Genomic DNA, 26635 nt, shown 5'->3' with positions numbered 1-26635 from the left:
CGGCTCAGATCGCCAGGTCGATCCAGCGCGTGGCGGCGCTGGCGAGGCTACCCGAGAGCACGCCAAACACCCCGATTGCGACGAGTCCGGCGGCCCACGCCACCAGCATCAGCCAGCCATCGCGCTCGAGCAGGGCCAGCGCGAACAGCATCAGCAGCACGCCGAACACGTAGTTGGTGAAGGGGATGGGCAGCGACAACAACAGGCCCAGCAGCACCAGCAGCAGCCCGCTGAAACAACTGGCGATGCGCACGTCGAGTACGCCCTCGCCACGCGGCCGCACCACGCGTTCAAGGCGATCGAGCCAGGGCGCCAGGCGGTCACGGAAGCGCACCAGCGCATGTCGATGCGGCCCACGGTTGGCCACGGCGCGTGGCAGCCACGGCCGACGTAGCCCGATCAGCAGTTGCAGGCCCACCAGCATGACCAGGGGGCCGCTGATCGCACCCGCCACGCCCGGAATGGGAATGAAGGCGGGCAGGGTGGCGATGAACAACATCATCCCGAAGGAGCGGTTGCCCAGGCCCGCGAGCACGTCACCCAGCCGCAGGCGCTCGGCCGGGTCACCGCTGGCCATCAGGTCCAGCAGCGCACGGGTGCCGACGCCGTGTGGGCGGCGATCATGCCGCGGCGGTGTCATCGGCGTCTCCCTCCGGTGCCACCTGGCGTTGGAGCAGCAGCTTGTCGATGCGCGGGCCGTCCAGGTCGACCACCTCGATCCGCCACTTCCCCCATTCGAAGTGTTCACCCACGTGCGGGATGCGGCCAAAGTGTGCGATCACCATGCCGGCGGCGGTATGGAAATCGTGTTCGTCCTCGTCGGGCAGGCGGCCGCCCCCGACCAACTCGCGCAGGTCCTCCAGCGGCAGGGCGCCGTCCAAGAGGTACGAGCCGTCTGCACGCTGCACCACTGGCGCGGTGGCTTCGGAGTCGACTTCCACCGGCTGAAGGCGGCCGATCACCGCGCCCATCAGGTCGTTGATCGTGACCAGCCCCGCGACGTCCCCATACTCATCAACCACTAGCGCAATGGACTGCTGCTCCTCGCGGAAGATCTCGAGCAGCTTGAGCGCGTGGGTGGATTCGGAGACGAACAGCGGCTCGCGCAGTTCGCCAAACAGGTCCAGCGGCACCCCAGGCTTCAGCGCGCGCAGGAGCGACTTGGCCTCGAGGATGCCAACCACGTCCTGGTCACTGTCGCGGTACACCGGGAAGCGCGAGAACGGGCTGTCCTGCATCGCGGCGAGGTTCTCCTCCAGCGACGCGGTGGCATCCAACCAGGTGATGCGCATGCGCGGCGTCATCAGGCTTTCCGCGGTGCGATCGCCCAGGCTGAGCACGCGGTTCATCATCTTGCGCTCGTCGGCGTCGATCACGCCCTGCTCGTGGCTCTCGGTCACCAGCATGCGGATCTCTTCTTCGCTGATCTCGCTACGCGCGTCGTCGCCGAAGCCGAGCAGGCGCAGTACCCCTCGGTTGATGGCGCCAAGGGCGGCCACTATGGGCCGCGCGGCGCGGGCCAACCAGTCCAACGGGATGGCCACGGCCGCGGCGATGCCCTCTGGGTTGGTCAAGGCGAGGCGCTTGGGGATCAGCTCACCGAAGATCACCTGGGCGGCGGTGATCAGACCGACCGCGGTACCGATGCCGATGGGGCGGGCGTACTCGCGGGCATCGGGCCACAGGCCTTCCAGCCAGCCGGCGATGATCAGCCCGATGGCGTCGCCACCGAACACGCCGGTCAGCACGCCGATCAGGGTGATGCCCACCTGCACGGTGGACAACAGGTTGTCGGGGTGTTCCGCCAGGGCCAGTGCGGTGCGGGCGCCCCGACTGGTCTCCGCCAGTTGCTTGAGGCGGAGCTTTCGCGAGGTCATCAGTGCCATCTCCGACATCGCGAAGAAGGCATTGAGCACGATCAGAAAGAGGACGATCAGCAGCTCCAGCATCGTTTCCACTCCGTAGCGCCCGGGGGGCGAAGCACGGTCATCGAAGCTGGCGGGATGGCGCGGGGAAGCGCCGGATCAGGGTCATCGTCCATGGAGAGGGCAGGCAAACGGCAGGGGGCGCCGCGGTCCGATGTTAGCAGGCCGGCCCTTCACGCCGCCTTGAGGGCAGCGCGGGCGTCGCGAAACCGTCATAATTCCGCCCGCTTACCCTTAACCCGGCTCCCGAGCCCCGGCACCCAGAGGCCCCGCATGTTCTCCCTGCAAACCATTTTCGGCCAAGGCAACCAGTTCTACACGCTGCTTGAGGAAGCCGCGGCGGCCGGGCACGAGAGCGCCAAGGCGCTGCATGCCATGCTCAAGGCCGCCGACCGGGAGCCCGCGCTGAACGCGTTCAAGCTGGCCCGCCAGCGCGAGCGGACGGCGTCGGAGAAGATCAGCCAGGAGCTGGTCAACAGCTTCATCACCCCGATCGAGCGCGAAGACATCGAAGCGCTGGGGTCGGCGCTGTACAAGATCCCCAAGCAGATCGAGAAGTTCGCCGACCGCTACTCGCTGGCCACCCAGCACCTGGGCCACATCGACTTCGCGCCGCGCGCGGCCATGCTGGAGCAGGCCTCGGGCGTGGTGGTGGAGATGGTCAAGACGCTGCGCAGCATGAAGCTGGAGCCAATGAAGGAGCTCAACGACAAGCTCCGCGCCATCGAGAACGAGGCCGACCGGCTGATGCTCGAGCTGTACCGCGACATCTACTCCGGCAAACTCGATCACCTGCAGATGTTCCTGCTCAAGGAGTTCTTCGAGATCCTGGAGAAGGCCATCGACCGCTGCCGCGAGGCTGGCGTGGTGGCGTACGAGATCGTACTGAAGAATTCGTGACGGGAGCGGGACCATGCTGACCCTCGTTCTCGTCGTCGTCGCGGCGGCGTTGATCTTCGAGTACATCAATGGTTTCCACGACACCGCGAACTCCATCGCGACCGTCGTGGCGACCAAGGTGCTCTCACCCATGCAGGCGGTGATGCTGGCCGCCAGCACCAACCTCGTCGGCGCCCTGTGGGGCACGGCGGTGGCAAAAACCGTGGCCTCGGGCATCATCGACGCCGGGGTGGTGGACGTCTCTTCCCAGCTGATCCTGTGCGCCCTGCTGGGCGCCATCGTCTGGAACCTGATCACCTGGTGGCTGGGACTGCCGTCCTCGTCCTCGCACGCCCTGATCGGTGGCCTGTGCGGTGCCGCGTTTGCCGCGGCCATGAACAATGTCGACGCGATCGTCTGGTCGGAGCCCAAGGAGCCGATCTGGAAGAGTGCCGGCGTGCTGTGGAAGGTGATCGTGCCGATGTTCACCTCACCACTGTTGGGCTTCATGGCCGGATTCGTGGTGATGGGGATATTGTTCGCGATCATCTCCGGCATGGCGTCCAGCGGCGGCATGCTGGCGCGCCTGGCCCGGCCGCGCTGGGTCAACAGCCTGTTCGGCAAGATGCAGCTGGCCAGCGCCGCGACCATGGGCTTTGCACACGGGTCCAATGACGCGCAGAAGACCATGGGCATCATCGCGCTGACCCTGGTGGCGGCGCAGGCCGACGGCACGCTCAACAACCTGCCGTCGTGGCTGGCGTTCCTGCATCCTTCGCCGGGTGCGATCGAGAACAACGACATCGATACCTGGATCAAGATCACCTGCGCCATCGTGATGGCGGCCGGTACCGCGGCCGGTGGTTGGCGCATCATCAAGACGCTGGGCCACAAGCTGGTGAAGCTGCACCCGATCCACGGCTTCGCGGCCGAGACCAGCGCCGCATCGGTGATCCTGCTGGCATCGTCGCTGGGCATCCCGGTGTCGACCACGCACAACATCTCGTCGGCCATCATGGGCGTCGGCGTGGCCAAGCGCTTCAACTCGATCAAGTGGACCGTGGTCGAGAAGATGATCTGGGCATGGATCCTCACCATCCCGGCGGCCGGTTTCATGGCCTGGCTGTGCTATGAGATGTTCCTGCTGATGGGCTGGGTCTGACGCGGTTCCGCGCCGATCCAATCCCGACCCGACGAAAAAGGCCCGCGCGAGCGGGCCTTTTTCTTGCTTGGCGTGTTGCGGAACTGGCGGGACGCGGGGCGCCGTCCAGCGCGAACGGTCAGAGCAGGTCACCCCCGGCGGACATCATCCGCTCCATGCGGTCGCCCAGCCCCCCGATCTCCAGCACCAGGCGGTCGACTTCCGACGGATCCAGACCGTCGTACGGGCGGTTCTCACACAGTTGCAGGTACGGTACGCCGTCCAGGTCGCCGATGCCCAGGTAGCCGACCCGGCTTTCCCAGTTGAACACCAGCGCCCGGCGCGCATCCAGGCCGGTGGTGGGCGCCACGGCGGTACTGACCCGCAGATAGGGGCGGCCGTCGTCGTCGTCCAGTTCGGACAGGAAGATGGCCTGGTGCCGCGTACCCTGTTCCAGCGACAACTCAATGCAGATGACGTCCTCGTCCTCCATCCTGACCTGGAAACCGGACGTCTTGATGTGGCGGCGGATCGATTCGAAGTTGCGCACGGGCGGCTCCATTCGCGGGCTTGCGGCTATGCTACCGCGATGCGCGCGAAGACCAAGGTCACCCCTGCAGAAGATGCGACCCGGCGGATCCTGGCCGCGGTGCGCGCCATCCCCCCGGGCGAGGTCGCGGGCTACGGCGAGGTGGCCCGCCGCGCCGGGTTGCCCGGGCGTGCCAGGCTGGTGGCCAAGCTGCTCAGCAACAACGACGATGCCGACTTGCCGTGGCATCGGGTTTTGCGATCGGATGGCCGCATTGCGTTCCCGGACGGCTCGGACGGCTTCCTGGAGCAAAGCGCGCGTCTGCGTGGCGAAGGCGTGGCGGTTGAACGCGGGCGGGTGCGTGGCCTGCGTGCGGCGCCCACGGTTGATGACCAGATCTGGGGGCCGATGGCAGGCTGAACAGGGGCTGCCGGATCTGCCGGCGTAGACTTTTTGACGGCCTTTCGCCCGCTGCCAGCGGCTAACATGTGCGGACACGAAGGAGTCTAGATGTTCGCCAACCTGCCGCCCGTAACCCGGGCCCTGCTGATCGCCAACGGACTGGTCTTCCTGCTGCAATGGGTGGTGGGCGACGCGTCGATGGCGTCGTTCATGCTCTGGCCGCTGGAGTCGGGCAGTGACCCCTATGCACAGGGCGGTTTCCTGCCGTGGCAGGTGCTGACATACGGTTTCATGCACGGGGGCTTCGTGCACCTGGCATTCAACATGCTGGCGCTGGTGATGTTCGGCGCGCCGCTGGAACACACTTGGGGCGAGAAGCGCTTCTTGACCTATTACGTGGCCTGCATCGTGGGCGCGGCGGTGTTCCAGCTGGCCGTGGGCTGGTGGACCATGGCCCAGGGTGGCGAGGCGTATCCCACGGTGGGCGCGTCAGGCGGCATCTTCGGGCTGTTGTTGGCATACGGCATGCTGTTTCCCAACCAGCGGGTAATGCTGTTGATCCCGCCGATTCCGATGAAGGCGCGCACGCTGGTGATCGTCTATGGCGTGATCGAGCTGCTGATGGGCATCACCAACACCATGCCCGGCGTGGCGCACTTCGCCCACTTGGGCGGCATGGTGTTCGGCTGGCTGCTGATCCGCTACTGGCGCGGGCAACCGCCGTTTGGCCGCCGCGGGCCACCGCGCATGCGCATCGTGCGCTGAAGGCGATTGCCGCCCGCGACGCACCTCCCGAGGAGGATCCGGGACGCGCCGCGGCCGGACTGCTCACTTCCAGATCGTGATCCGCTCCGCGGCGGTGGCCTGCATGGGCTGGCCCGCCTTGCACCCATAGACAGTGCCGAAGTCGGGCAGGTTGGCAAGCGGTGCGTTGGTACGCACCGGACCGGGTGCGTGCGCGCTGTGTTGCGCGCGCTCGCGGGCGACGTCTGCGGTGAGTTGTTCCGCCCAGAGGCCGGCCCAGCCTTTGAAGAACCCCTGCTGGGCCTCCTTGCCCGCGGCCGGTTGCGCGCTGCGGAAGGCCGCCCAGGCCAGTTCCACGCCCGCTTGATCGGCCACGGCGATGTCCCGGATGCGCGGGCCATTGAGCCGGATGCCGTCCACGCCAGGGTAGCTTCGCAAGCCGAGCTGCGCCGCCAGTCGGTTGCCGACATCGGCCCAGGCGTTGGCTTCGGTGCTGGTCCACCAGTCGCGCACTTCGCCCTTCGCGTCGACCATGCGGCCACGCGGGTCGATGGCGTGGCTGAGCTCGTGGCCCACCAGTGCACCGAAGGCGCCGTACTGAGTGCCGATGTCGCGATTGGGATCGAGCACGGGCGGCTGGAGCATTGCGGCAGTGACGATCAGGCGGTTCTGTGCCACGTCGTAGGTGAGCGCGGGCTGCTGCGGCAGCACGTTCCAGCGCCGGTCAGCGTTGCCCCGCCCGATGCGCTTCATTTCCTCACGGTGGTGCCAGGTCGACGCAATCAGCATGTTTCCGCCGAAGCTGCCCCGACCCATGGGTTGCACGGTGTAATCAAGGTCACGGCGCGGTGCGCCCACCTCGACCTTCAGCGCTGCCAGTTTTGCTTTGGCCTCGGCGCGGGCGGCGGGACTGAACCGGGCGTCGCGCTCAACGGCCGCCCCCAACGCGTCGCGCACGCGGGTCGCGATGTCGGTGGCGCGTTCGCGCGTCGTCGCCGGCAGGTAGGTCTGCACGTATTGCCGACCCAGCATCGGGCCTGCGGCGAGGTTGATCGCCTCCAGCACCCGCTGCGGGCGCGGCGCGGGTCGGTCCTGGCCGGCGAGGAGGCGGCCGCGGAAATCGAAGCTGGCGTCCTGGAACGCCTTCGACAGATAGGGCGCCATGGTGTCGGCCACTCGCCAGCGCAGGTAGGTCTTCCATTGCGCGGGTTTGAGGCTGGCAACCAGGGCATCGACTTGTGAGAAAAGTTGCGGATTTGCCAGTGACACCCGATCGTCGCTCACGCCCTGGGCCTTGAGGAAGGCATCCAGCTGCAGGCGGGGGTACTGCTTGCCCAGGGACGCCGTGGGCACAGGTGCGAACAGGTTGCGCGGGTTGACCAGCGTGGAGGCGGGCGGGTGCAGGCGGGCGAGGCGCGTTTCCAGGTCGATGACCTGCTGGGTCTCCTCGGCCAGGCGCTTGGCCGGGGTGCCGGTGAGGGTGAGCAGTTTTTGCACGTACTCGCGATAGCGCGCCATGACCTGGACAGTGGCGGCATCCGTGCGGGTGTAGAAGGCGGGGTCAGCCAGCCCGAGTCCGCCTTGGCTGAGATAGCCGATGTGGCGATCGAGGTCGGCGAGGTCGATATCGGCACCAAAATCGAAGGCGACCGGAATGCCCACCTGGTGCAGTGCGGCGATGGAGGGGGCTACGTCCTTCGCCTTGCGGATGGCATTGATGCGTGCGAGCAGGGGCTGGATGGGGGTGGAGCCGTCGCGCTCGACCGCGGCTTCGTCCAGACCGCTGGCCCAGAAATCGCCCAGGAGTCTCTGGACGTCGTCCTGTGGCTGGCGCATCGCGGAGTTGAGAAGGTCAATCTGCTGCTGCGCAGCGCGGGCGTTGAGTTCTCCCAGCGCGGTGATCGCGCCGACGCCCATGGGCAATGGATGCGCCTTCAACCAGTCCGCATTGGCAAAGGCATGGAAGTCGTTGCAGGCCGCACTGATGGCGGGGGGCTGGGGTTTGCTGCTGCGCTTTCTGGCGGCATCCGCGGGCAGGGCGTGGGTGGCGAGTAGGCCAAGCGCCAGGGCGCAGGCAAGCGGGCGCAGGGTCATTCGCAGGTCCTTGCTACGGAATGGTCGGAGTCTAGCAATGCGCTTTGCGCCGACGCTCAACGCCATCGTCACGTCGCTCGTGGCCCAAACAAACAGAGGCCCGGGTCACCCCGGGCCTCCGCCGTTGGCCGACGAGAAAAGGCCAAACGCGTGCGAGTGGAAGCCTCGCGTCAACTCACCAGATCACGACCTGCTTGTCGCCGGCCTGGACCATCGGCTGGCCCGGCTTGCACGAGAACGCCGCGGCGAACGCCGGCAGGTTGGAGGGCGCGCCGATTGCGCGGAAGTTGGCCGGCGCGTGCGGGTCGGTGGTCAGGCGCACGTTGAGCTCTTCCGGCGTGAAGTTGCGGCGCCACACCGTGGCCCAGTTGGCGAAGAAGCGCTGGTCGCGGGTCAGGCCATCGATCTTCGGATCCGGCTGGCCGGCAGTGGCACGCTGCAGTGCGTCGTACGCGGTCGCCAGGCCGCCCAGGTCGGCGATGTTCTCGCCCAAGGTCAGCTTGCCGTTGACGAACTTGCCCGCCACGGCTTCGTATCCGTTGAACTGGGTGATGAGCTTGTCGGTCCGACCGGCGAAACCCTTGGCGTCGGCGTCGGTCCACCAGTTCTCGAACTTGCCGGTCGCGTCGAAACGGCTGCCCTGGTCGTCGTAGCCGTGGATCATCTCGTGGCCGATCACCGCGCCGATGCCGCCATAGTTGAGGGCGTCGTCGGCGTTCGCGTCGAAGAACGGCGGCTGCAGGATCGCTGCCGGGAAAACGATCTCGTTCTGCAGCGGGTTGTAGTAGGCATTCACCATCTGCGGCGGCATGCCCCACTCGGTGCGGTCGACCGGCTTGCCGATCTTGCCCATCTGCCACTTGTAGTTGAATTCATTGGCGGCCAGCACGTTGCCGATGTAGCTGTCACGGGTGGTGTCCAGCCCGTCCCACGGGCGCCACTTGTCCGGGTAGCCGATCTTCGGGGTGAAGCTGGCCCACTTCTCCATGGCCTTCTTCTTGGTCTCGTCGCCCATCCAGTCCAGGTTCTCGATACGGGCCTTGAGCGCCGCGCTGAGGTTCTTGACCAGTTCCTCCATCCGCGCCTTGGACTCCGGCGAGAACGCCACCTTGACGTACATCTGGCCCAGCGCTTCGCCGGCCTCGCCCTCGATGGTGTCGAGCACGCGCTTGCCGCGCTCCTTCATCTCCTTCTGGCCGCGCAGGGCCTTGTTGTAGAAGTTGAAGTGCTCCTCGGCGAAGGCATCGGCCAGGTACGGCGATGCGCCGTCAACGGTGTGGAAGCGCAGATAGCTCTGCCACTGCGCGGCCGGCACGTCCGCCAGCATCTTGCTGACTTCCTGGTGGAAGGCCGGGATGGCCAGGGAGAACATCTTCGGCACGGCGACGCCCTGCGACTCGAAGAACTTCGTCCACGCGAAGTTCGGGGTCAGCTTGTCGGCGTCAGCCGGGGAAACGGGGTTGTAGTACAGCGCGACGTCACGCGACATCTCTTCGCTGGACTTGGAGACCTTGGCCAGGCGGGTCTCGAAAGCGATCACGTCCTTGGCCTGCTTGGCGGCATCGGCGGCGGCGACGCCGCTCAGCTCCAGCACCTTGGCGACGTGGGCCTCGTAGGCGGCCAGCTTGTCCTTCTTGTCGGCGTCGAAATAGTAGCCCTTGTCCGGCAGGCCCAAGCCACCCTGCATGGCGTAGGCGATGTTCATCTTCGAGTCCTTGAAATCCGCCTCCGGACCGAAGCCGAACAGGAAATTCTCGCCCTTGGCCGCGCTGGTGCGCAGGTAGTCGGCGATCTTCTCCTGGCTGTCCAGGCCGGCGATGGCGTCGAGATGGCCCTTCAGCGGCTCAAGCCCCTGGGCGTTGATCTTGGCCGCGTCCATGCCGGTGGACCAGAAGTCGCCGACGATCTTCTCCACGCCAGAGGGGTCCTTCATCGCCGCGGCCTGTTCGGCCAGCTGGCGCTGGATGGCCTGTGACCGCTCGTCCAGCATTTCGAAGGCGCCCCACGAGGTGCGGTCGCCCGGGATGGTGTTGGCGGCCAGCCACTTGCCGTTGACGTAGCCACCGAAGTCGGTGCACGCGTCCTTGGAGGTGTCCAGGTCGCTCAGCTGGAAGCGGTTCACGCCGGGCAGCTTGCTCTCGTCAAGGGTCAGGGTGGCCGCATTGGCCGGCTGGGCGGCATCGGCCGTGGTGGCGTCTTCCTTCTTGGCGCACGCGGTCAGGCCGGTGGCGATGGCGAGGGACAACAGCAGGACTTTGGGTTGGTTCACGTGTGGCTCCGGCCGGACAGGCAAGTGGAATGCGGCCCCCACGGGGCCACCGCAGACCTTAGCCCGGATTCGCTCCCGGCACGGGTGTCATTGGTCACGGGGGGGTGTGCTAGCGTGGATCCAGGCCATTCAGGAGCAGGGCATGCGCGTACATTTCCACGGTGCCGCGGGCGAGGTCACGGGGTCGCTGCATGAGGTCGAGGTGGCAGGACAGCGGGTGCTGCTGGACTGCGGCATGATCCAGGGCAGCGTGGAGGCCGAGCGGCGCAACAGCGAGCCCTTCCCGTTCGAGCCAGCGGCCATGGAGGCCCTGGTGCTGAGCCACGCGCACATCGACCACATCGGTCGCGTGCCCCTGCTGGTCCATCGCGGATTCCGTGGGCCCATCTACGCGCAGGCGGCCACCGCTGACCTGATGCCGGTGATGCTGCTGGATGCCGCCTCGCTGGCCGAGAGTGATGCCGAGCGCGCCAACCGCAACCGCCGTCACGGCGAGCCGATGGCGGTGCCGCTGTACACGAAGCACGACGTGCATGCGGCGATGAAGCTGGTGCGGCCGCTGCCGTACGACCGGCGCGAACAGATCCTGCCGGGCGTGGAGATCTGCTTCCGCGAGGCCGGGCATATTCTGGGCTCGACCGTCGTGGAGCTGTGGGGCGACGGGCGCAAGCTCGTGTTCTCGGGCGACATCGGACCCAAGGGCTCGCCGATCCTGCGCGATCCCGCGGTGATTACCGAGGCGGACCTGGTCCTGATGGAGTCGACCTACGGCGACCGCAACCATCGCGAACGCCTGGCGACGGTGGAAGAGATTGGCGAGCTCTTCGAGCGCGCCTGGCAGGACCGCGGCAACGTGCTGATCCCCGCCTTCGCGGTGGGGCGCAGCCAGGAGTTGCTGTACTGGTTTGCCAAGTACTGGGACCAGTGGGGGCTGTCGCGCTGGAAGATCTTCCTCGACAGCCCGATGGCCGCAAAGGTGATTGAGGTATACGGCCGGCACGAGGACCTTTTCGATGCGGAGGCCAGCAAGGTGTGGCGCTCCAAGCCCCATCCGTTCCGCATGCCCAACCTGCGCATCACCCAGACCCCTGAAGAATCGATGGCGATCAACCGGATGGACGGCGGTGCGATCATCATCGCCGGCAGCGGCATGGCCAATGGCGGACGCATCGTCCATCACCTCAAGCGCAACCTCGGCCGTCGCCATGCCCATGTGCTGTTCGTGGGGTTCCAGGCTGCAGGCACGTTGGGGCGGCGGCTGGTCGAGGGGGCCAAATGGGTGCGTATCCACGGCAAGGATTACCGGGTGGCGGCGCAGGTGCACACCGTGGGCGGTCTGTCCGCGCACACTGACCAGCAGGGGCTGTTGGGGTGGTATGGACAGTTCGAGCCGCGTCCGCCGCTGGTGCTGGTGCACGGCGAGGACAAGGCGCGCGAGGCGCTGGCCGGTGAGGTGTGGGAGCGGTTCAAGGTTGACGTAACCCTGGCCCGTCCCGGCATGCACGCCGACGCATAGACGGGCGGGCGATCGCGCGCTGACCTGAACGGCGGGTGCGCATTGGCTGGCCAAGCGTGCCGGCTTAGCGTAAAGTCCGCCCTGTTCAGCGCACGGCTGCCTCCCGCAAGGGTACGTTTCCCAGGTATGCCCGCCGCCCTCGCAGGCCTTGTGCCTCATGCGACCGCGGCTTTTATCCCGCACGTCTTTCGTCGCGCAGACACGGTCCGGAGCTTTCCGGTGCCGTCACATCCGATCACCCGTAGCGCGGTTCAAGGGAACGCTTGGGTCATCACGCAACCGTTCTCCGGTCCGTGGCCGTGCGCGTGGCGCATGGCTGCCCCGCGCGTTTGCGGCGAAATGGAGTTGTATCGATGTCCTTCGAATCCCTGGGCCTTGCGCCCGCGTTGCTGCGCGCGCTTGTTGAGCAGAATTACACCACCCCCACCCAGATCCAGTCCGAGGCGATTCCGCTGGCGCTGGCGGGCCATGACGTGCTGGGTGGCGCCCAGACCGGCACCGGCAAGACGGCCGCGTTCGGCCTGCCGCTGCTCAACCGTTTGTCCAAGCAGACCCCGGTCAAGGGTTCCCGTCGCCCGCGCGCGCTGATCCTGACCCCGACCCGCGAACTGGCCGTGCAGGTCAGTGACAGCCTGCGTGGCTACGGCAAGCACCTCCGCATGAACACCATCGCCATCTTTGGTGGCGCGGGCATGGGCCCGCAGGTCGACGCGTTCCGCCGTGGCGTGGACGTACTGGTGGCCACCCCCGGCCGCTTGATCGACCATCTGGAGCGCGGCAGCGTCAAGCTGGACGAGATCGAGATCCTGGTCATGGACGAAGCCGACCGCATGCTCGACATGGGCTTCCTGCCGGCGATCAAGCGCATCCTCGGCAAGCTGCCCAAGGACCGCCAGACGATGCTGTTCTCGGCGACCTTCGAGGCGCAGATCAAGCAGCTGGCGCTGGAGTTCATGCGCAACCCGCAGCAGGTGCAGGTTGCGGCGCAGAACACCATCGCCGAAACCATCGCGCATCGTGCGCACCCGGTGGACGGCGCGCTCAAGCGCGACCTGCTGATCGACATCCTGGCCAAGCGCCATGGGGAACAGGCGATCGTGTTCGGCCGCACCAAGCACGGCTGCAACCGCCTGGCCGAACAGCTGGAAGACGCGGGCCTGAAGGCCTCGGCGATCCACGGCAACAAGAGCCAGGCCCAGCGCCAGAAGGCACTGAACGACTTCAAGGCCAGCCGGGTGCGCATCCTGGTGGCCACGGACGTGGCCGCGCGTGGCCTCGACATCCCCAACCTGCCGCTGGTCATCAACTACGACCTGCCGATGGTGGCCGAGGACTACGTGCACCGCATCGGCCGCACCGGCCGCAACGGCAGCACGGGTGAAGCGCTGTCGCTGGTGTCGCACGACGAGGGCGGCCTGCTGCGCCAGATCCAGCGTCTGCTGAAGGCGGACATCGAGCTGGTCGAAGTGGAGGGCTACGCGCCGAGCCGCCCGATCCGCCTGGACACCGCGATCCCGAACCCGCGCCGTGGCAACGGTGGCAACCAGCCGCCGCGCAAGCCGGGTAATCGTCCGCATGGCAAGCCGGCGGCACGACACGCTCATGCGGGCCAGAAGCAGCATCGTGGTGCGCAGGGGCGGGGTGCGACCGGGGGCGGCCAGCGCCGCGACTCGCGCGCCTGATCGAGCCGCACAGTGTGTCCAAAGGGGCCGGCATTGCCGGCCCCTTTGCTTTTGGGGGGGTGGCACAGCAGCCGGCCCGGCCATCGGGCGGGGTGGGCCGGATGCTGCACTGCAAAATGCATTGCCCCGGCTGGACGGTATGCTGACAGCGCTGTCATCCGGCGATGTCCTGCAGTATCCGGATGAAGTGTTCGCCGACAGCGGACGGGGGAAGGGGCCGCGGGTGCGCCCGTTCACTGCCATCGCGCCCATTGGGGTGCCGATGGCACTGACGGAGTGCGCGCGCATCAGTGCACGACTTCCGGTTCCGCCACCTCCAACCAGGAGCTTTACGTGGGACTTTCCGCTCTCGATATCACCATCGTGCTGGCCTACCTGGCCGGCATCTTCGTCCTCGCGCAATGGGTGTCGCGCGAGAAGGGCGGCCACCAGAAATCCGCCAAGGACTACTTCCTCGCCAGTAAGGCGCTGCCATGGTGGGCGGTGGGCGCGTCACTGATCGCGGCCAATATCTCAGCCGAGCAGATCATCGGCATGTCCGGCTCCGGCTATGCCATCGGCCTGGCGATCGCGTCGTACGAGTGGATGGCAGCGTTGACGCTGCTGATCGTCGGCAAGTTCTTCCTGCCGGTGTTCCTGCGCAATGGCATCTACACCATGCCGCAGTTCCTGGAGGAACGATACGGCCACCGCATCCGCACATTGATGGCGGTGTTCTGGCTGGGTCTGTACGTTTTCGTCAACCTGACCTCGATCCTCTGGCTGGGTTCGATCGCGGTGAACCAGGTCACGGGCATGGACCAGATGCTGGCGCTGGCACTGCTGGGCGCGTTCGCGCTGGCGTACCAGTTGTACGGTGGGCTGAAGGCGGTGGCGTTGACCGACATCGTGCAGGTGTCGCTGCTGGTGCTGGGTGGCCTGCTGGTCGCGGGCCTGACGCTGGCGAAGATCGGTGACGGCGCGGGCGTCGTGGCCGGCTTCAACAAGCTGTGGGCGACCAGCCCTGAGCACTTCCACATGATCCTGTCGAAGGACAACCCGTTCTACAAGGACCTGCCGGGAATCAGCGTGCTGGTCGGCGGCATGTGGATCATGAATGTCAGCTACTGGGGCTTCAACCAGTACATCATCCAGCGCGCGCTGGCGGCCAAGGACATCCACGAGGCGCAGAAGGGCGTGGTGTTTGCCGCATTCCTCAAGCTGCTGATGCCGGTGATCGTGGTGCTGCCGGGCATCGCCGCAGTGATGCTGGCGCCCGAGCTGGCACGCCCGGACCAGGCCTATCCGACGATGATGGGCCTGCTGCCGAGCGGGGTGCTGGGGCTGGTGTTCGCGGCGCTAGTGGCGGCGATCGTGGCGTCGCTGGCGTCCAAGATCAACTCGGTGGCGACCATTTTCACCCTCGATTTCTACGCCAAGTGGCGCAAGGACACCGATGAGGTCGGGCTGGTGCGCATTGGTCGCATCGCAGCGGCCATCGCCATCGTGCTGGCGATCGCGACGGCGCGTCCGCTGATCGGCGGGTTCGACCAGGGATTCCAGTACATCCAGGAATACACCGGCTTCTTCACCCCGGGAATCGTGGTGATCTTCATGCTCGGCCTGTTCTGGAAGCGCGCCAATGAAGCCGGTGCGCTGGCCGCGGCGATCGGCTCGTTCGGCCTTTCGATCGTGCTCAAGCTGGCGTGGCCGGCGCTGCCGTTCATGGATCGCGTGGGCCTGGTCTTCCTGCTGGCCCTTGCCCTGGCGGTGGTGGTGTCGCTGGTCGGCAAGCCCACCGGTGACGGCAATCTCATCCGCGTGGACGACGTCAGCTATCGCACCGACGTGTCGTTCAACATGGCCAGCTTGGCGGTCGTCGCGATCCTGGTGGCGCTGTACGCCGTCTTCTGGTGACGGCCTAGCGGCGGCTGCGGTGAGGTCCGGTCGACTCCCGCAGCTGCAGCGCGTAGTCCATCTTCACCATGTCGCCGGTTTCGGGGTCGCGGATCGCCTTGAGCAGTTCCTCGGTGGCGACGCGACCCATGTCATTGGTGGGCTGCCGCACCGTGGTGAGCGACGGGAAGATCTGCCGTGACAGGGGCGTGTCGTCGAAGCCGCAGACCGAAAGGTCGCGCGGCACCGACAGTCCGCGTTCGCCTGCCACGCGCAGCACGCCGGCCGCCATGTCGTCGTTGGCGGCGAAGATGGCGGTGGGAGGATCGGGAAGGTCGAGCAGGCGCCTAGCGCCTTCCACGCCCGATTCGAAGGTGAACTCGCCCTTGACCACCAACACGGTGTCGTAAGGGATGCCCGCGAGCTTGAGCGCCTCGCGGTAACCCGAGTGGCGCCACGTGGCCGCGCCGTGCTGTGGCGGCCCCTTGATGTGGCCGATGCGGCGGTGGCCGAGCTGGATCAGGTGGGCCATGAGCTCGCGCACCGCCCCGCGTTCGTCGAGGGTGACGCCGAAGCGTCCCTCGGGCGTGCGCGGGGAGATGGAGGCGAAGGGCAGTTGGCGTTCCTGCAGTGCGTCCAGCAATCGGGTGTCGTCGGTGAGAGGCGGCACCAGTACGACCCCGTCGGCGCGCGAGTGGTCGATGAGGTCGACCAGCTCGGGCACGTAGTTGCGGTCGTCGGGGTCCACGGGCGCCAGCACCAGGCTGAAGTGTCGGGCGCGACAGGCTTCCAGCACGCCGCCCTGGATCTCGGTGAGGTAGTTGCGCGAAGGGTTGTCGTAGACCAGCACGATCACGTACGCGCGCTGGCCCGCCAGACTGCGGGCGGAGAGGTTGGGCTTGTACTGCAACTGTGCAACGGCCTGCTCCACGCGCTGGCGCGTCTCGTCGCGGACGTTGGGCTCGTGGTTGAGCACGCGCGACACGGTCTTGATCGAGACGCCGGCTGCTTCGGCCACGTCTTCGATGCGCGCGCGCGTTCCGTTGGTTTCCTTCATCTTGGCCGTCATCGGTCCCTGTGGCGTCTTCGGATGCGTTCCCCAGTTGCCTATCCTACCGCGCCGCGCGGGCGAGCCCGGCGGCCGGGGATCAGCGGCCGGCAGATGGCGGCGATCCGGCCCAGGTGAGGGTGATCAGGCTGCGCGGTGGTGCGGTGTAGTGGAACACCTTGCCGCGGTGGCCAACGGAAAAGCGACGAGGCGCCGTTTCGGAGTTGGTGACGAGCATCACCAGTGAGCCATCGTCGGCGTTTTCGAACACCACGTTGTCGATGCCGTCGCCGCCCGCGCTCGAGCCAACGCGCCACGCGCCCTGGCGGACGAAGCGGCTGGCGTGGGCGAGGGCGTAGTACTCGTCGTTGCGGGTGATGCTGCCATCGGCGCTGTTGATGGTGACCACGCCGCGGCAGGTCTTGCAGCCGCCTGCGAACGGGCCCTTGCGTTCGTCCAGCGCGAGGTTCCACAGCAGTGCACCACGTGCCCAATGGCGAGCAGTGCGGATGATCTGTTCGCGCGCCAGGAACGTCAGCCCGCCACTCTTGACTGGCTCCCAGTCGCCGCCCGAGCATTCGGTAAGGTAGGCGTCCTTGTCCGGGAAGGCGTCGTGCACCTTGCTTTGCGCGGCCACATCCCCGCCGTAGCAATGCCACGCGACGGCGGCGACGTAGCGCGACGCGACCGGATCGCGCAGCACCTCCAGCGGGTGCTCGGGTTTGTCCCAGTTGTGGTCCCAGTCGAAGATCAGCGTGGACGACCCGCGCGCCGCCAGCATCGGGCCCAGGTGGCGACCGATCAAGCGGGCGCGCTGGGCGGCACTCAGGCGCATGCCGGGATAGTCGGCAGGTTCGTAATCGGGCTCGTTCTGCACCGTCAGTGCGAAAATCGGAATGCCTGCGTCGGCGTAGGCCTCGGTGTACTGCACCAGGTAGCGGGCGAAAGCGTCAAAATGTGCGTCGGCCAGCGTGCCTTTGACGAGGCTGCCACTCGTCTTCATCCAGCCCGGAGCGCTCCAAGGCGATGCCATCACCTTCAGGTGCGGGTTGATGGCCAGTGCGGCACGCGCCACGGGGATCACATCGCCGCGGTTGGGGGCGATGGAGAAATGTCGCAGCTCCGGATCGGTCTGGCCGCGCGGCATGTCGTCGAGGGTGTAGTGGCTCAACGAGAAATCCGAGCTGCCGATGGTGAGGCGGGTGAAGTCCAGGCCGATGCCCTGTCCCTCACGCCCGAACAATTCCTGGAGCAGGGCATCGCGCTGCGTGGCGCTGAGCCTGTGGGTGATCAGCCAGGCGGAGGAATCGGTCAGGGCGGCACCGAAACCAACCATGCGCTGATAGTGCGTGCCGTCCACATCAATGTGGATCGGCAGGCGTGACCGGGTACCAAACGCAGTGGTGTCCGCGGGCGACAGCGCACGGCTGTGGTCGGCCGTGGTGACCCAAGATGCCACCGCATTCGATGTCAGCGTGCCGCCAGCCACGGACCTGGATGCGAAGCCCAGCGCCAGCACCATGCACAAGCCGATCCTGCCCAACGTGTCGATGCAACGGTCCTGCATGTTCATTTCGTAGTTCCCCCCTTCATGGAATGTCCCGGAACGGTGCGCAAACTTGATGTTGCACTGCCGCGAAATCCGGTGTCGGCGGTTGTTCGCCAGCCAGCGGAAGCCGAGTTGGCCGCGGGCACGACCAAAAGTTCATTGACAGCCCTATGAGAGCGCTGTATGACAGCGCTGTCAAATTTCCTTGGGAGGGGACCCCGATGACCCGCAAGACGACCTCGCGTGGCCCGTCCGCGCGCAACCAACGCCAAAGTCCGCAACGCCATGTGTTGGCAGCCGCCTGCTACCTGGCCCTGATCGCAACTGCGCAGGTGAATGCGCAGGAAGCCCAGGCGACCGACGAAACCGCTGCCCAGGCCACTCCGGCCGACGCGACCGTCGAGACCGTGAAGGTCACCGGCATCCGCTCCGCGATCATTTCGGCCGTCGAGACCAAGGCCGAGTCGACTTCGATCGTCGAGGCGATCTCCGCCGAGGATCTGGGCAAGCTTCCCGACATCAGCATCGCGGACTCGATCTCGCGCCTGCCCGGCCTGACCATGCAGCGCAAGGAAGGTCGGGGCGAGGTCATCCACATTCGTGGCATGTCCGAGCAGTTCGCGGGCACGCTGCTCAACGGCCGTGAGCAGGCCAGCACCGGCGACAGCCGCGGCGTCGAGTTCGACCAGTACCCCGCGGAGCTGATCAACGGCGTCACCGTCTACAAGACTCCGGATGCGTCGCTGGTCGGACAGGGTCTGTCCGGCACGGTGAACATGCAGACCGTCCGGCCGCTGGATTTTGGCGAGCAGCGCATCGTCATCGGTGGCCAGGGCGAGTACAACTCGCTCGGTGAGTTGACCGAGGGTGGAAACGACACGGGATATCGCGTTTCAGCCTCGTACGTGGACCAATTCGCCAACGACACGTTTGGCGTGGCGATTGGCGTCGCCCGCCTCAATTCACCGTTCCAGGAGAAGCATTACAAGTCGTGGTGGTGGGCCAATACCTCGCTGTGGGGAGCCCCGCAAGGTGCCAAGCCTGACGACGCCATTGCACTGCAGGGCACGGAGGGCTGGGTCAAGTCCCGCGATACCACGCGCGATGGCGTGATGGCCGTGCTGGAGTTCAAGCCCAACGACACCTGGCACAGCGTGCTTGACCTGTACCACTCGAAGTTCGACCAGGAAGAGTGGATGCGTGGCGCCATGTGGACCAACGACCCGTGGTGGAACGGCGGCCAGGTGACCTACACCCAGGCCAACACGACGCTGCACGGCGGCGTCCCGGTGGTCACCAGCGGCACCCTGAGCGGGATCGAGCCGGTCATCCGGAACGACAACAACCTGCGCGAGGACAAGCTCTCTGCATTCGGCTGGAACAACCAGTTCAAGTGGAATGTCTACACGTTGACCGCGGACGCAGCGTATTCCCGCGCCGAACGTGAACAGTCGACGCTGGAAACGTATGCGGGAATGCTGGGTGGCCTGGACGTCGACTTCACCGTTCCGCTCACTGCGGGCTACGCAAGCTACGGGCTTCCTGACCTGTCCGATCCCAATGTGGTCTACCTCCGTGACCCCCAGGGTTGGGGGCACGATGGCCGAATGGAGAATTCCCAGCAGAAGGACGTGCTCAAGTCGTTCCGGCTCGACCTGAATCGCGTGGTGGAGTCCTCGGATTTCCTGCGAAGCTACGACGTCGGCTTCAACTACACCAAGCGTACGAAGGACAAGAGCGCGCAGGTGTACTTTGCCGACCTGCCCGGTCGCATTCCCACGCTGGTTGATCCCTCCCTGCTGCAGGCGCCCACCAGCCTGGGATTCGCTGGCATGGGCGATGTGCTCACGTATGATCCCCGCGCGCTGCTGTCGCGCTATTACGACGTCTACCTGAGCGAGAGCAACGACGACCTGCAGAAGGACCAAGCCATTGAGGAGGAACTCCGCACCTTCTACGCCAAGGCCAACCTCGACATCGACGTGAGCGACAGCGTGCGGCTGCGCGGCAACGTCGGCGTTCAGTACATCCACACCGACCAGCGTGCGGATGGCGTCGCCATTACCGGGGCCGGTCCTGCTGCGGTCCGCGGGGTCGGCGCATCGTACGGCGATATCCTGCCCAGCTTGAACCTTGTCGCCGAATTTGGCGATGGTTGGAACGTCCGCTTCGGTGCCGCCAAGGAATTGATGCGGCCGCGCATCAACGAGATGGGCGCCTACGCGAGCGTCTGGGTGAACGTGGTGGACGGCTCCGGCGAGTGGGCAGGGTCGGGTGGCAATCCGAAGCTCGAACCGTTCCGCGCCAATGCGGTTGACCTGTCGGTCGAGAAGTACTTCGGTGAGGCCAGCTACGTTGCACTGGCAGCGTTCTACAAGGACCTGGAATCGTACGTCTACACCCAGAGCATTCCGTGGAACTTTGCCGGGTACGAGTTCGAAACGACCACGCCGCCGGCAACCGACTGGGGTACGTTCTCGGCGCCTGCCAACGGCAGCGGCGGTTATATGCGCGGTGTGGAGTTCAGCCTCGCGCTGGCAGGGAACCTGTTCCACGAGGCGCTCGACGGCTTCGGTACCCAGTTGAATGCTTCGTACACCGAGTCCTCCATCGACCCGGACGGCCCGGGCGGTTCCAGCACCGACACGTTCCCGGGGCTGTCGAAGATCGTGGCCAACGCAACCGTGTACTACGAGAAGAATGGATTCTCCGCGCGTCTCAGCCAGCGCTTCCGTGACCCGTACCGCGGCGAGTACAGCTACATCTTTGGCCAGCGCAGTTACCGCTATACGCTCAATGAGCGGACCATCGACCTGCAGCTGGGCTATGACTTCCCCGAAACCAGCAGCCTCTCGGGCCTGTCGGTGTTGTTCCAGGTGAACAACCTCAACAACGAGCCGTTCCGCACGGAGGTCAGCGATTCCAACGGCTTGGGACTGTTCTTCCCCGAGGAATACACCGAGTACGGTCGCCAATACATGCTGGGCTTCCGCTACAGCCTGTAATCCGCCGGCTTGGTCAGGCATAGCCGGGAAACGCGGAGGCCCACTTCGCGTTCCCCGGCGTTTACAGCACAGGCGACGGGCCCCGGGAGGGCGTCGTCGCGCAAATCTGGAGTTGCCGGTGAATCCGATACGAGTGTCGCTGTTGTGCGCAAGCTTGTTGGCATGTGTGTCCTGCGTATCCATGCAAGGGCAGGGAGCCCAGGCATCTTCCGCTCTAAACAGGAACACGGCGGAGCTGACCGATTGGCCCGCCCTGCGCAGCAGCATCGCCCGGGACCCCGTCATCGAAGCGCGCGTGGCGGAGATCCTGGCCAGCATGACGCTGGCGCAGAAGATCGGCCAGATGACCCAAGCGGAGATCAAGTCGATCACGCCCGAACAGGTGCGCGAGCACTACATCGGCTCGGTGCTCAATGGCGGCGGCTCCTGGCCTGGCAAGAACAAGCATGCCCCGGTGGCGGATTGGCTCGCGCTTTCGCAACGCTACCACGATGCCTCGATGGCTACCGACGCCCAGGTGCCGGTGCCGATCATCTGGGGCACCGATGCCGTGCACGGCCACAGCAACATCTACGGCGCGACCATGTTTCCGCACAACGTGGGCCTCGGTGCGGCGCATGACGTGGGCCTGATCGAGCAGATCGGTGCCGCCACTGCGCGATCCACGCGTGCCACCGGCATCCACTGGGTGTTCGCGCCGACGGTGGCCGTATCCCGGAACGCGCGCTGGGGCCGTGCTTACGAGAGTTTTTCCTCCGATGGCGCGCTGGTGCGTGATTATGGCGCCGCCTACGTGCGAGGCATGCAGGGTGCGTTCCGCGAGGACGGCAACGTGGTCGCCACGGCCAAGCATTTCATCGGCGATGGGGCCACCGAGAATGGCAAGGACCAGGGGTTGGCGCGGGTGAGCAAGGCCGAGATGGTCAACGTCCACGCCCAAGGTTATTACGGCGCCATCGAAGCCGGCGTGCAGACGGTCATGGCGTCCTACAACAGCTGGACCGACGCCGACACTGGCGAGGAGTACGGCAAGATGCACGGTGCCGGCGGCCTGCTGACCAGCGCGCTCAAGCAGAAGATGGGGTTCGACGGCTTCATCGTCTCTGACTGGAATGCCATCGGCCAGTTGCCAGGCTGCACCAATTCGAGTTGCCCGCAGGCGATCAACGCTGGCATCGACATGATCATGGTGCCGGATGACTGGAAGGCGTTCATCGCCAACACCATTGGCCAGGTGGAGTCGGGCGCGATTCCGTTGGCGCGGATCGATGATGCGGTTACCCGCATCCTGCGCGTGAAGTTGCGCGCCGGCCTGTTCGAAACCAGCCCGGCAGTCAATCGCCATGCGGGTGACCCGGATGCTCTGCAGCATCGCGACTTGGCGCGGCGCGCGGTGCGCGAATCGCTGGTGCTGCTCAAGAACGATGCGGGGGTGTTGCCGCTGCGTCGTGACCAGCGGGTGCTGGTGGTCGGCAAGGGCGCGGACAGCGTGCCGATGCAGGCCGGCGGCTGGTCGCTGACGTGGCAGGGCACCGATACCACCAATGCCGACTACCCAAACGCCGATACCATTCTCGCCGGCGTGCGCGAGGCGGTTGGCAAGGACAATGTCGTGTACGGCGCCGATGGCGCCGCAGCCGCCCACGCCGACTTCGATGTGGTGTTGGCCGTGGTCGGTGAGACGCCGTACGCGGAAACCAACGGTGACATCGTCCCGTCCGACACGGTTGCGCACAGTCGCCGCCATCCGGAAGACCTGGCGGTGCTGCAGCGCGTGGCAGCGGCGGGCAAGCCGGTCGTGACGGTGTTCCTGTCCGGTCGCCCGCTCTACACCAACGACCTGATGAACCTGTCACAGGCGTTCGTTGCGGCGTGGCTGCCGGGCACCGAAGGCAAGGGCGTCACCGACGTCCTGTTTGCCAAGCGCGGCGGTGATGTCGCGCATGAGTTCCGTGGCGCGCTGACCTTCCCCTGGCCGGCCGTGGCGTGTCCCGACGCGAAGAAGGCCCCGCTGTTCGCCACCGGCTACGGCCTGCGCCATGGCAGTCGCGATCTGGTCGGCACACTGCCGGTCGACCTGCCGCAGGCGTGCGCGGAGGCGAGCATGCTGGCCATCTTCAAGATGGCCGACATCGCCCCGTTCGCATTGCACCTCGCCGCGGGCGACGCCAGTCGCGCGGTGGGCGCGGACCTGAATCGCGTCATCGATTTCCCTGCAGGCAAACCGGCGTTGCGGGTGCAGACCGTGCAGGTGAACACCCAGCAGGATGCCAAGCAGGTGACCTGGCTGGCGCCAGCGCGCTTTTATGCGATCAACCCCTCGCGCAACAACCTGGCGGCGTTTGCCCGGGCCGATGGCGCGGTGCAGTTCGACGTGGTCGCCAACGCACGGCCCACGACTCCAGTGACGTTGTCGATGGCTTGCGGCACGGGTTGCGGTGCCAGCATCGATCTCACTACAACCCTGTCGGGCTACGCGCTTGGGAGCAAGCATACGGTGAAGGTCCCGCTGGCTTGCTTTGCCGAGCGCGGCCTCGACCTGGGCGGCGTGGAGGTGCCGTTCGCGGTGTCGGCGTCGGCGCCGTTCTCCGCGGCGTTCACTGACATCAAGGTGGTCGCGGGTGCGGCCAAGCACGCGGATGCGGTGGCCTGCCCGGCAAAGCCCTGAAAGGGCGCCGTCCGCGGCCCGCCCTTCGAGGTGGGTCGCGTGAAGGGCTGCAACGGGCGTTTCTCGCAAACAACGAAGGCCCCGCAATCGGGGCCTTTCCATTGGGAACGCCAAGAGGGCGATCAGCTCGGAATCATGGCTGAGTCGCGACGCGAGAAGGCGGCAGCGCCCAACAGCCCGGCCTGTGGGTGCAGAACGGCCACGGTCGGCACGCGCGACATCGCGGCCGAGAAGCGTCCCTTGTGCTCGAAGCGCTGGCGGAAGCCTGAGTGTTGCAGCGCCGGCAGTATGCGTGGCACCAGGCCACCGGTGAGGAACACGCCGTCCCATGCGCCCAGCGTCAGGACCAAGTCGCCCGCGATCGCGCCAAAGACCGCGCAATACACGTCCAGCGTGCGCATGCAGCGCGCATCGCCCTCGGCCGCGCGTCGGGTCACGTCGGCAGGGCTCATCGGCCCCGGGTCTTCGCCCGCGATCTCGCTCAGCGCGCGATGGATGTTGACCAGCCCCGGGCCGCAGATGAGCCGTTCATTGGAGACTCGGCCGAACTGTGCGGACAGGCGTTCCAGGATCAGGATCTCCTCTGGCGTGCCCGGCGGAAAGCTCGTGTGGCCGCCTTCCGATTCCAACGGATGGGGGCGCCCTTCACGAATCATCAGTCCGCCTGCGCCAAGTCCGGTGCCTGGGCCGATTACTGCGTAGGTGCGGTGGTCGGCACTGCGTTCCGGCGCCCAGGAGGCGCCGCCGATCATGGTGACGTCATCTGCATGGAGCAGTGTGATCGCCATCGCCTGGGCTGCGAAGTCGTTGATCAGCGCCAAAGAGTCGAACCCCAGCATGGCGGAGGTTCGCGTCCGCGAGATCACCCACGGATGGTTGGTGATGCGAGCCTCGTCGCCATCGACACGTCCGGCCACTGCGAACACGCCACGGTTGGCCTGGCGTTCGATCAGTTGCAGGTAATGGCGTGCGGCATCGGCGAGGGACGGGAAGTCGGCGACAGCGAACTCACGCACCGTGTCCAGCGCCAGGGGGGCGTCGTCGATACCGTCGCCGGCCATGGCGAAGCGCGCATTGGTGCCGCCGATATCGGCCAGCAGGACTCCCGTCCGGCTCATTGGCGCGCTCCGTGGACGGCTTTGGGCGCCGGTCGTCGCGAAGCGGTGTTGGTAATGAAGCTGAGCGCGTGCGGATCTGTGGCCATGGGCGTTCGCGGATGGCACGGGCGGTCGCCCGGCGCGGTGGACGTCAACAGAGTTTGCCCCGTTCCCAGTCAAAATGACAGCGCTGGACAATATGTCGCAGACCGCCCCCTCCGCGGCCCAGGTTGTCCCCGAACGGGAGGGGACGGAGGTCCTCAACGCAAGAGGGCCGGCATGGCCGGCCCTCCCTTCTTCAGTCCATCTGGCGTCAGCCTCAGCCGCGCTGCGACGCGATCCAGCGATCCACCTTCCGCTCCAGGATCGACAGCGGCACCGCGCCGTCCTTCAACACTTCGGCGTGGAACGCGCGAACGTCGAAACGCGGACCCAGCTCCCGTTCGGCCCGTGCGCGCAGTTCCTTGATCTTCAGCTCACCGATCTTGTATGCCAGTGCCTGGCCCGGGATGGCCATGTAGCGCTCGGCTTCCGCTGTGGCCTGCGTCTCGCTCTCCGCGGAATTGTCGAGCATGTACTTGATCACCTGCTCGCGGGTCCAGCCCTTGCTGTGGAGGCCGGTGTCCACCACGAGGCGGATCGCCCGCCAAAGCTCGTTCTGCTGGTAGCCGAAGTAATCGTACGGATCGGTGTAGACACCCAGATCCTTGCCTAGCGATTCGGCGTACAAGCCCCACCCTTCGGCAAAGGCGGTCTCGCCACCGAAGCGGCGGAACTTGGGCAGGTTGGTCAGCTCCTGCTGCAGCGCGATCTGGAAATGGTGTCCCGGGATCGCCTCGTGAAGGTACAGGTCCTCGGCGTCCCACGTCTTGCGGGTCGGCAGGTCGTAGGTATTGACGTAGAAGATGCCAGGACGCGTGCCGTCCTCGCTCGGGCTCATGTACGAGCCCCCCGCGGCGGACTGCGCGCGGAACGGCTCCACCGGGCGGATTTCGAACGGCGCCTTGGGCACCAGCGAGAACTGCTCGGGGATCTTCGCGTTGATCTTGGCTTCCAGGCCGCGGTAATGCGCCAGCAGCGCGTCCTCGCTCTTGAAGTTGAAGCGCTTGTCGGTCTGCATGAACTTGAAGAAGTCCTGCAGGCTGCCCTTGAAGCCCACCTCCGCCATTACCTTGCGCATCTCGCCGTGGATGCGAGCGACTTCGTTCAGGCCAATCTGGTGGATCTGGGCCGGCGTCAGGTCGGTCGTGGTGGAGCTGCGGGCGTTGAAGGCGTACCACGCCTCGCCGTCGGGCAGGGCGGCCATGCCCGCGCTGGTGCGCGTCTTGGGCATGTACTCATCCTTGATGAAGCTGCGCAGCCGCTTGTAGGCCGGCAACAGCTCGCCTTCGATCATCTGCCGGTACTCGGCGGTGATGCGTGCTTTGTCGGCTTCGGAGAAAGAAGCGGGCAGGTTCTTGATCGGCGCCCAGAACAGGGTGTCCTCGGCCTTCGTCTTGATCAGTGCGTCCAGCTGGGGCAACACCTTGACCATCAGCGCGCGGGGCTGCACCACACCCGACTGCATACCCACGCGGCTGTTGGCAATTGACTGGTCGAACAATTCGGGCATCCGCGCGCCGCGCTTGCGCCAGTTGTCGTAGTCCTGCACCGTCTTGAACGGCTGCGCGCCCGTGCCCGAGCCCAGTTGCACCGCCATCGCGGCGAAGTTGTAGAACTGGTTGATCGGCTGCTGCCAGCCGGGGAAACGCTCGCCCTCAAGCGACAACTTCGCGTCGCGCACGAAGATCTCGTAGCTCAGCAGATCCTGGCCATCGAGGCCTTCCGACCCCACGGACTCGATCGTCCGCAGCCAGCGCTCGGTGAACGCTCGGGCCTGGGCACGGTATTCGGCCGAGAAGAAATTGGGCAACTGGTCGTTGTAGCGCGGGTCACCCTGGAACGTGGCGGCCAGCGGATTGAGCTTGAGCTGCTCTTCCCAGTACTGCTCGTACAGCGCATTGAGACGCGCGGCCTTGTCCTGGGCCGGTGCGACTTGCGTGGTGGCTGCCGCCGAAGGGGAGGTCGGCGCGGTGGTGGCGCAGCCGGCCAACGTGGCGGCCAGCGCCACGGTCAGCAGCGAAAGGTGAGGCAGGCGGTGCAGCATGGAGTGGCTCCGGCTCGGGGTGAATACCCGGAGACTCGCCCGCCTTCGGCCCCACGGCATGGGCCA

Annotated in this window: 18 protein-coding genes; 9 read left to right on the top strand and 9 right to left on the bottom strand. The window is 66.3% G+C overall.

Translation table 11 applies throughout. The features are described 5' to 3' along the window. Nucleotides 1-4: 4 nt before the first annotated feature. Both AC3ARF_RS10690 and AC3ARF_RS10685 read right to left on the bottom strand, forming a co-directional pair. Nucleotides 5-640 (bottom strand): exopolysaccharide biosynthesis protein, encoded by a 636-nt coding sequence (locus AC3ARF_RS10690; RefSeq protein WP_498927780.1) that lies wholly within the window; start codon nucleotides 638-640, stop codon nucleotides 5-7. After that, nucleotides 621-1949 (bottom strand): hemolysin family protein, encoded by a 1329-nt coding sequence (locus tag AC3ARF_RS10685; RefSeq protein WP_498927778.1) that lies wholly within the window; start codon nucleotides 1947-1949, stop codon nucleotides 621-623. The genes AC3ARF_RS10690 and AC3ARF_RS10685 overlap by 20 nt, the downstream gene beginning before the upstream one ends. A 249-nt stretch (nucleotides 1950-2198) precedes the next feature. On the opposite strand from AC3ARF_RS10685, the gene AC3ARF_RS10680 reads away from it, so the two are divergent. Then, complete coding sequence (locus tag AC3ARF_RS10680) at nucleotides 2199-2825, top strand: DUF47 domain-containing protein (RefSeq protein WP_036134080.1); 627 nt, start codon at nucleotides 2199-2201, stop codon at nucleotides 2823-2825. 13 nt (nucleotides 2826-2838) lie between these two features. Beyond that, the gene (locus tag AC3ARF_RS10675) at nucleotides 2839-3966 is read left to right on the top strand and encodes an inorganic phosphate transporter (RefSeq protein ID WP_498927776.1); all 1128 of its coding nucleotides are present in this window, start codon (nucleotides 2839-2841) and stop codon (nucleotides 3964-3966) included. A gap of 118 nt (nucleotides 3967-4084) precedes the next feature. Here the strand turns inward: AC3ARF_RS10675 and AC3ARF_RS10670 are convergent, their stop codons facing one another. Continuing rightward, complete coding sequence (locus tag AC3ARF_RS10670) at nucleotides 4085-4495, bottom strand: hypothetical protein (RefSeq protein WP_498927774.1); 411 nt, start codon at nucleotides 4493-4495, stop codon at nucleotides 4085-4087. 39 nt (nucleotides 4496-4534) lie between these two features. Between AC3ARF_RS10670 and AC3ARF_RS10665 the strand changes: the two genes are divergently transcribed. Together AC3ARF_RS10665 and AC3ARF_RS10660 are read left to right on the top strand one after the other, a co-directional pair. Next, the gene (locus AC3ARF_RS10665) at nucleotides 4535-4894 is read left to right on the top strand and encodes an MGMT family protein (RefSeq protein WP_498927772.1); all 360 of its coding nucleotides are present in this window, start codon (nucleotides 4535-4537) and stop codon (nucleotides 4892-4894) included. A 90-nt stretch (nucleotides 4895-4984) separates the two neighbouring features. Next, the gene (locus AC3ARF_RS10660; protein ID WP_498927770.1) at nucleotides 4985-5641 is read left to right on the top strand and encodes a rhomboid family intramembrane serine protease; all 657 of its coding nucleotides are present in this window, start codon (nucleotides 4985-4987) and stop codon (nucleotides 5639-5641) included. Between the two features lie 63 nt (nucleotides 5642-5704). Here the strand turns inward: AC3ARF_RS10660 and AC3ARF_RS10655 are convergent, their stop codons facing one another. Together AC3ARF_RS10655 and AC3ARF_RS10650 are read right to left on the bottom strand one after the other, a co-directional pair. After that, on the bottom strand, nucleotides 5705-7714 hold the full coding sequence (locus AC3ARF_RS10655) for a M13-type metalloendopeptidase (protein WP_498927768.1): 2010 nt from the start codon (nucleotides 7712-7714) through the stop codon (nucleotides 5705-5707). 175 nt (nucleotides 7715-7889) lie between these two features. Continuing rightward, nucleotides 7890-9983, bottom strand: a complete 2094-nt coding sequence (locus AC3ARF_RS10650) for a M13 family metallopeptidase (RefSeq protein WP_498927766.1) — start codon at nucleotides 9981-9983, stop codon at nucleotides 7890-7892. A gap of 142 nt (nucleotides 9984-10125) precedes the next feature. On the opposite strand from AC3ARF_RS10650, the gene AC3ARF_RS10645 reads away from it, so the two are divergent. The 3 genes from AC3ARF_RS10645 to AC3ARF_RS10635 all read left to right on the top strand — a co-directional run bounded on the left by AC3ARF_RS10645 (nucleotide 10126) and on the right by AC3ARF_RS10635 (nucleotide 15077). Continuing rightward, nucleotides 10126-11499, top strand: coding sequence for an MBL fold metallo-hydrolase RNA specificity domain-containing protein (locus AC3ARF_RS10645; RefSeq protein ID WP_498927764.1), 1374 nt, complete (start codon nucleotides 10126-10128; stop codon nucleotides 11497-11499). 353 nt (nucleotides 11500-11852) lie between these two features. Further along, nucleotides 11853-13181 carry a DEAD/DEAH box helicase gene (locus AC3ARF_RS10640; RefSeq protein ID WP_498927762.1) on the top strand — a complete coding sequence of 443 codons (1329 nt, stop codon included), beginning with the start codon at nucleotides 11853-11855 and terminating at the stop codon, nucleotides 13179-13181. Between the two features lie 333 nt (nucleotides 13182-13514). Continuing rightward, nucleotides 13515-15077, top strand: a complete 1563-nt coding sequence (locus tag AC3ARF_RS10635) for a sodium/sugar symporter (protein ID WP_498927760.1) — start codon at nucleotides 13515-13517, stop codon at nucleotides 15075-15077. Nucleotides 15078-15081: 4 nt separating this feature from the next. Here the strand turns inward: AC3ARF_RS10635 and AC3ARF_RS10630 are convergent, their stop codons facing one another. After that, entirely contained in the window at nucleotides 15082-16125 is a 1044-nt protein-coding gene (locus AC3ARF_RS10630; RefSeq protein WP_498927758.1) for a LacI family DNA-binding transcriptional regulator, read from the bottom strand. Between the two features lie 79 nt (nucleotides 16126-16204). Then, nucleotides 16205-17671 (bottom strand): glycoside hydrolase family 30 protein, encoded by a 1467-nt coding sequence (locus AC3ARF_RS10625; RefSeq protein ID WP_498927756.1) that lies wholly within the window; start codon nucleotides 17669-17671, stop codon nucleotides 16205-16207. 203 nt (nucleotides 17672-17874) lie between these two features. Between AC3ARF_RS10625 and AC3ARF_RS10620 the strand changes: the two genes are divergently transcribed. Together AC3ARF_RS10620 and AC3ARF_RS10615 are read left to right on the top strand one after the other, a co-directional pair. After that, nucleotides 17875-20658, top strand: coding sequence for a TonB-dependent receptor (locus AC3ARF_RS10620; RefSeq protein ID WP_498927754.1), 2784 nt, complete (start codon nucleotides 17875-17877; stop codon nucleotides 20656-20658). A 181-nt stretch (nucleotides 20659-20839) separates the two neighbouring features. Further along, complete coding sequence (locus AC3ARF_RS10615; RefSeq protein ID WP_498927752.1) at nucleotides 20840-23326, top strand: glycoside hydrolase family 3 protein; 2487 nt, start codon at nucleotides 20840-20842, stop codon at nucleotides 23324-23326. Between the two features lie 122 nt (nucleotides 23327-23448). On the opposite strand, the gene glk is transcribed toward AC3ARF_RS10615, so the two are convergent. Continuing rightward, on the bottom strand, nucleotides 23449-24444 hold the full coding sequence (glk, locus tag AC3ARF_RS10610; RefSeq protein ID WP_498927750.1) for a glucokinase: 996 nt from the start codon (nucleotides 24442-24444) through the stop codon (nucleotides 23449-23451). A 298-nt stretch (nucleotides 24445-24742) separates the two neighbouring features. Then, entirely contained in the window at nucleotides 24743-26569 is a 1827-nt protein-coding gene (locus tag AC3ARF_RS10605) for a DUF885 domain-containing protein (RefSeq protein WP_498927748.1), read from the bottom strand. Between the last annotated feature and the right edge of the window lie 66 nt (nucleotides 26570-26635).

The sequence above is a fragment of the Lysobacter sp. KACC 24251 genome (genome assembly GCF_057747755.1).
This window is presented reverse-complemented; position numbering and strand designations above follow the sequence as displayed.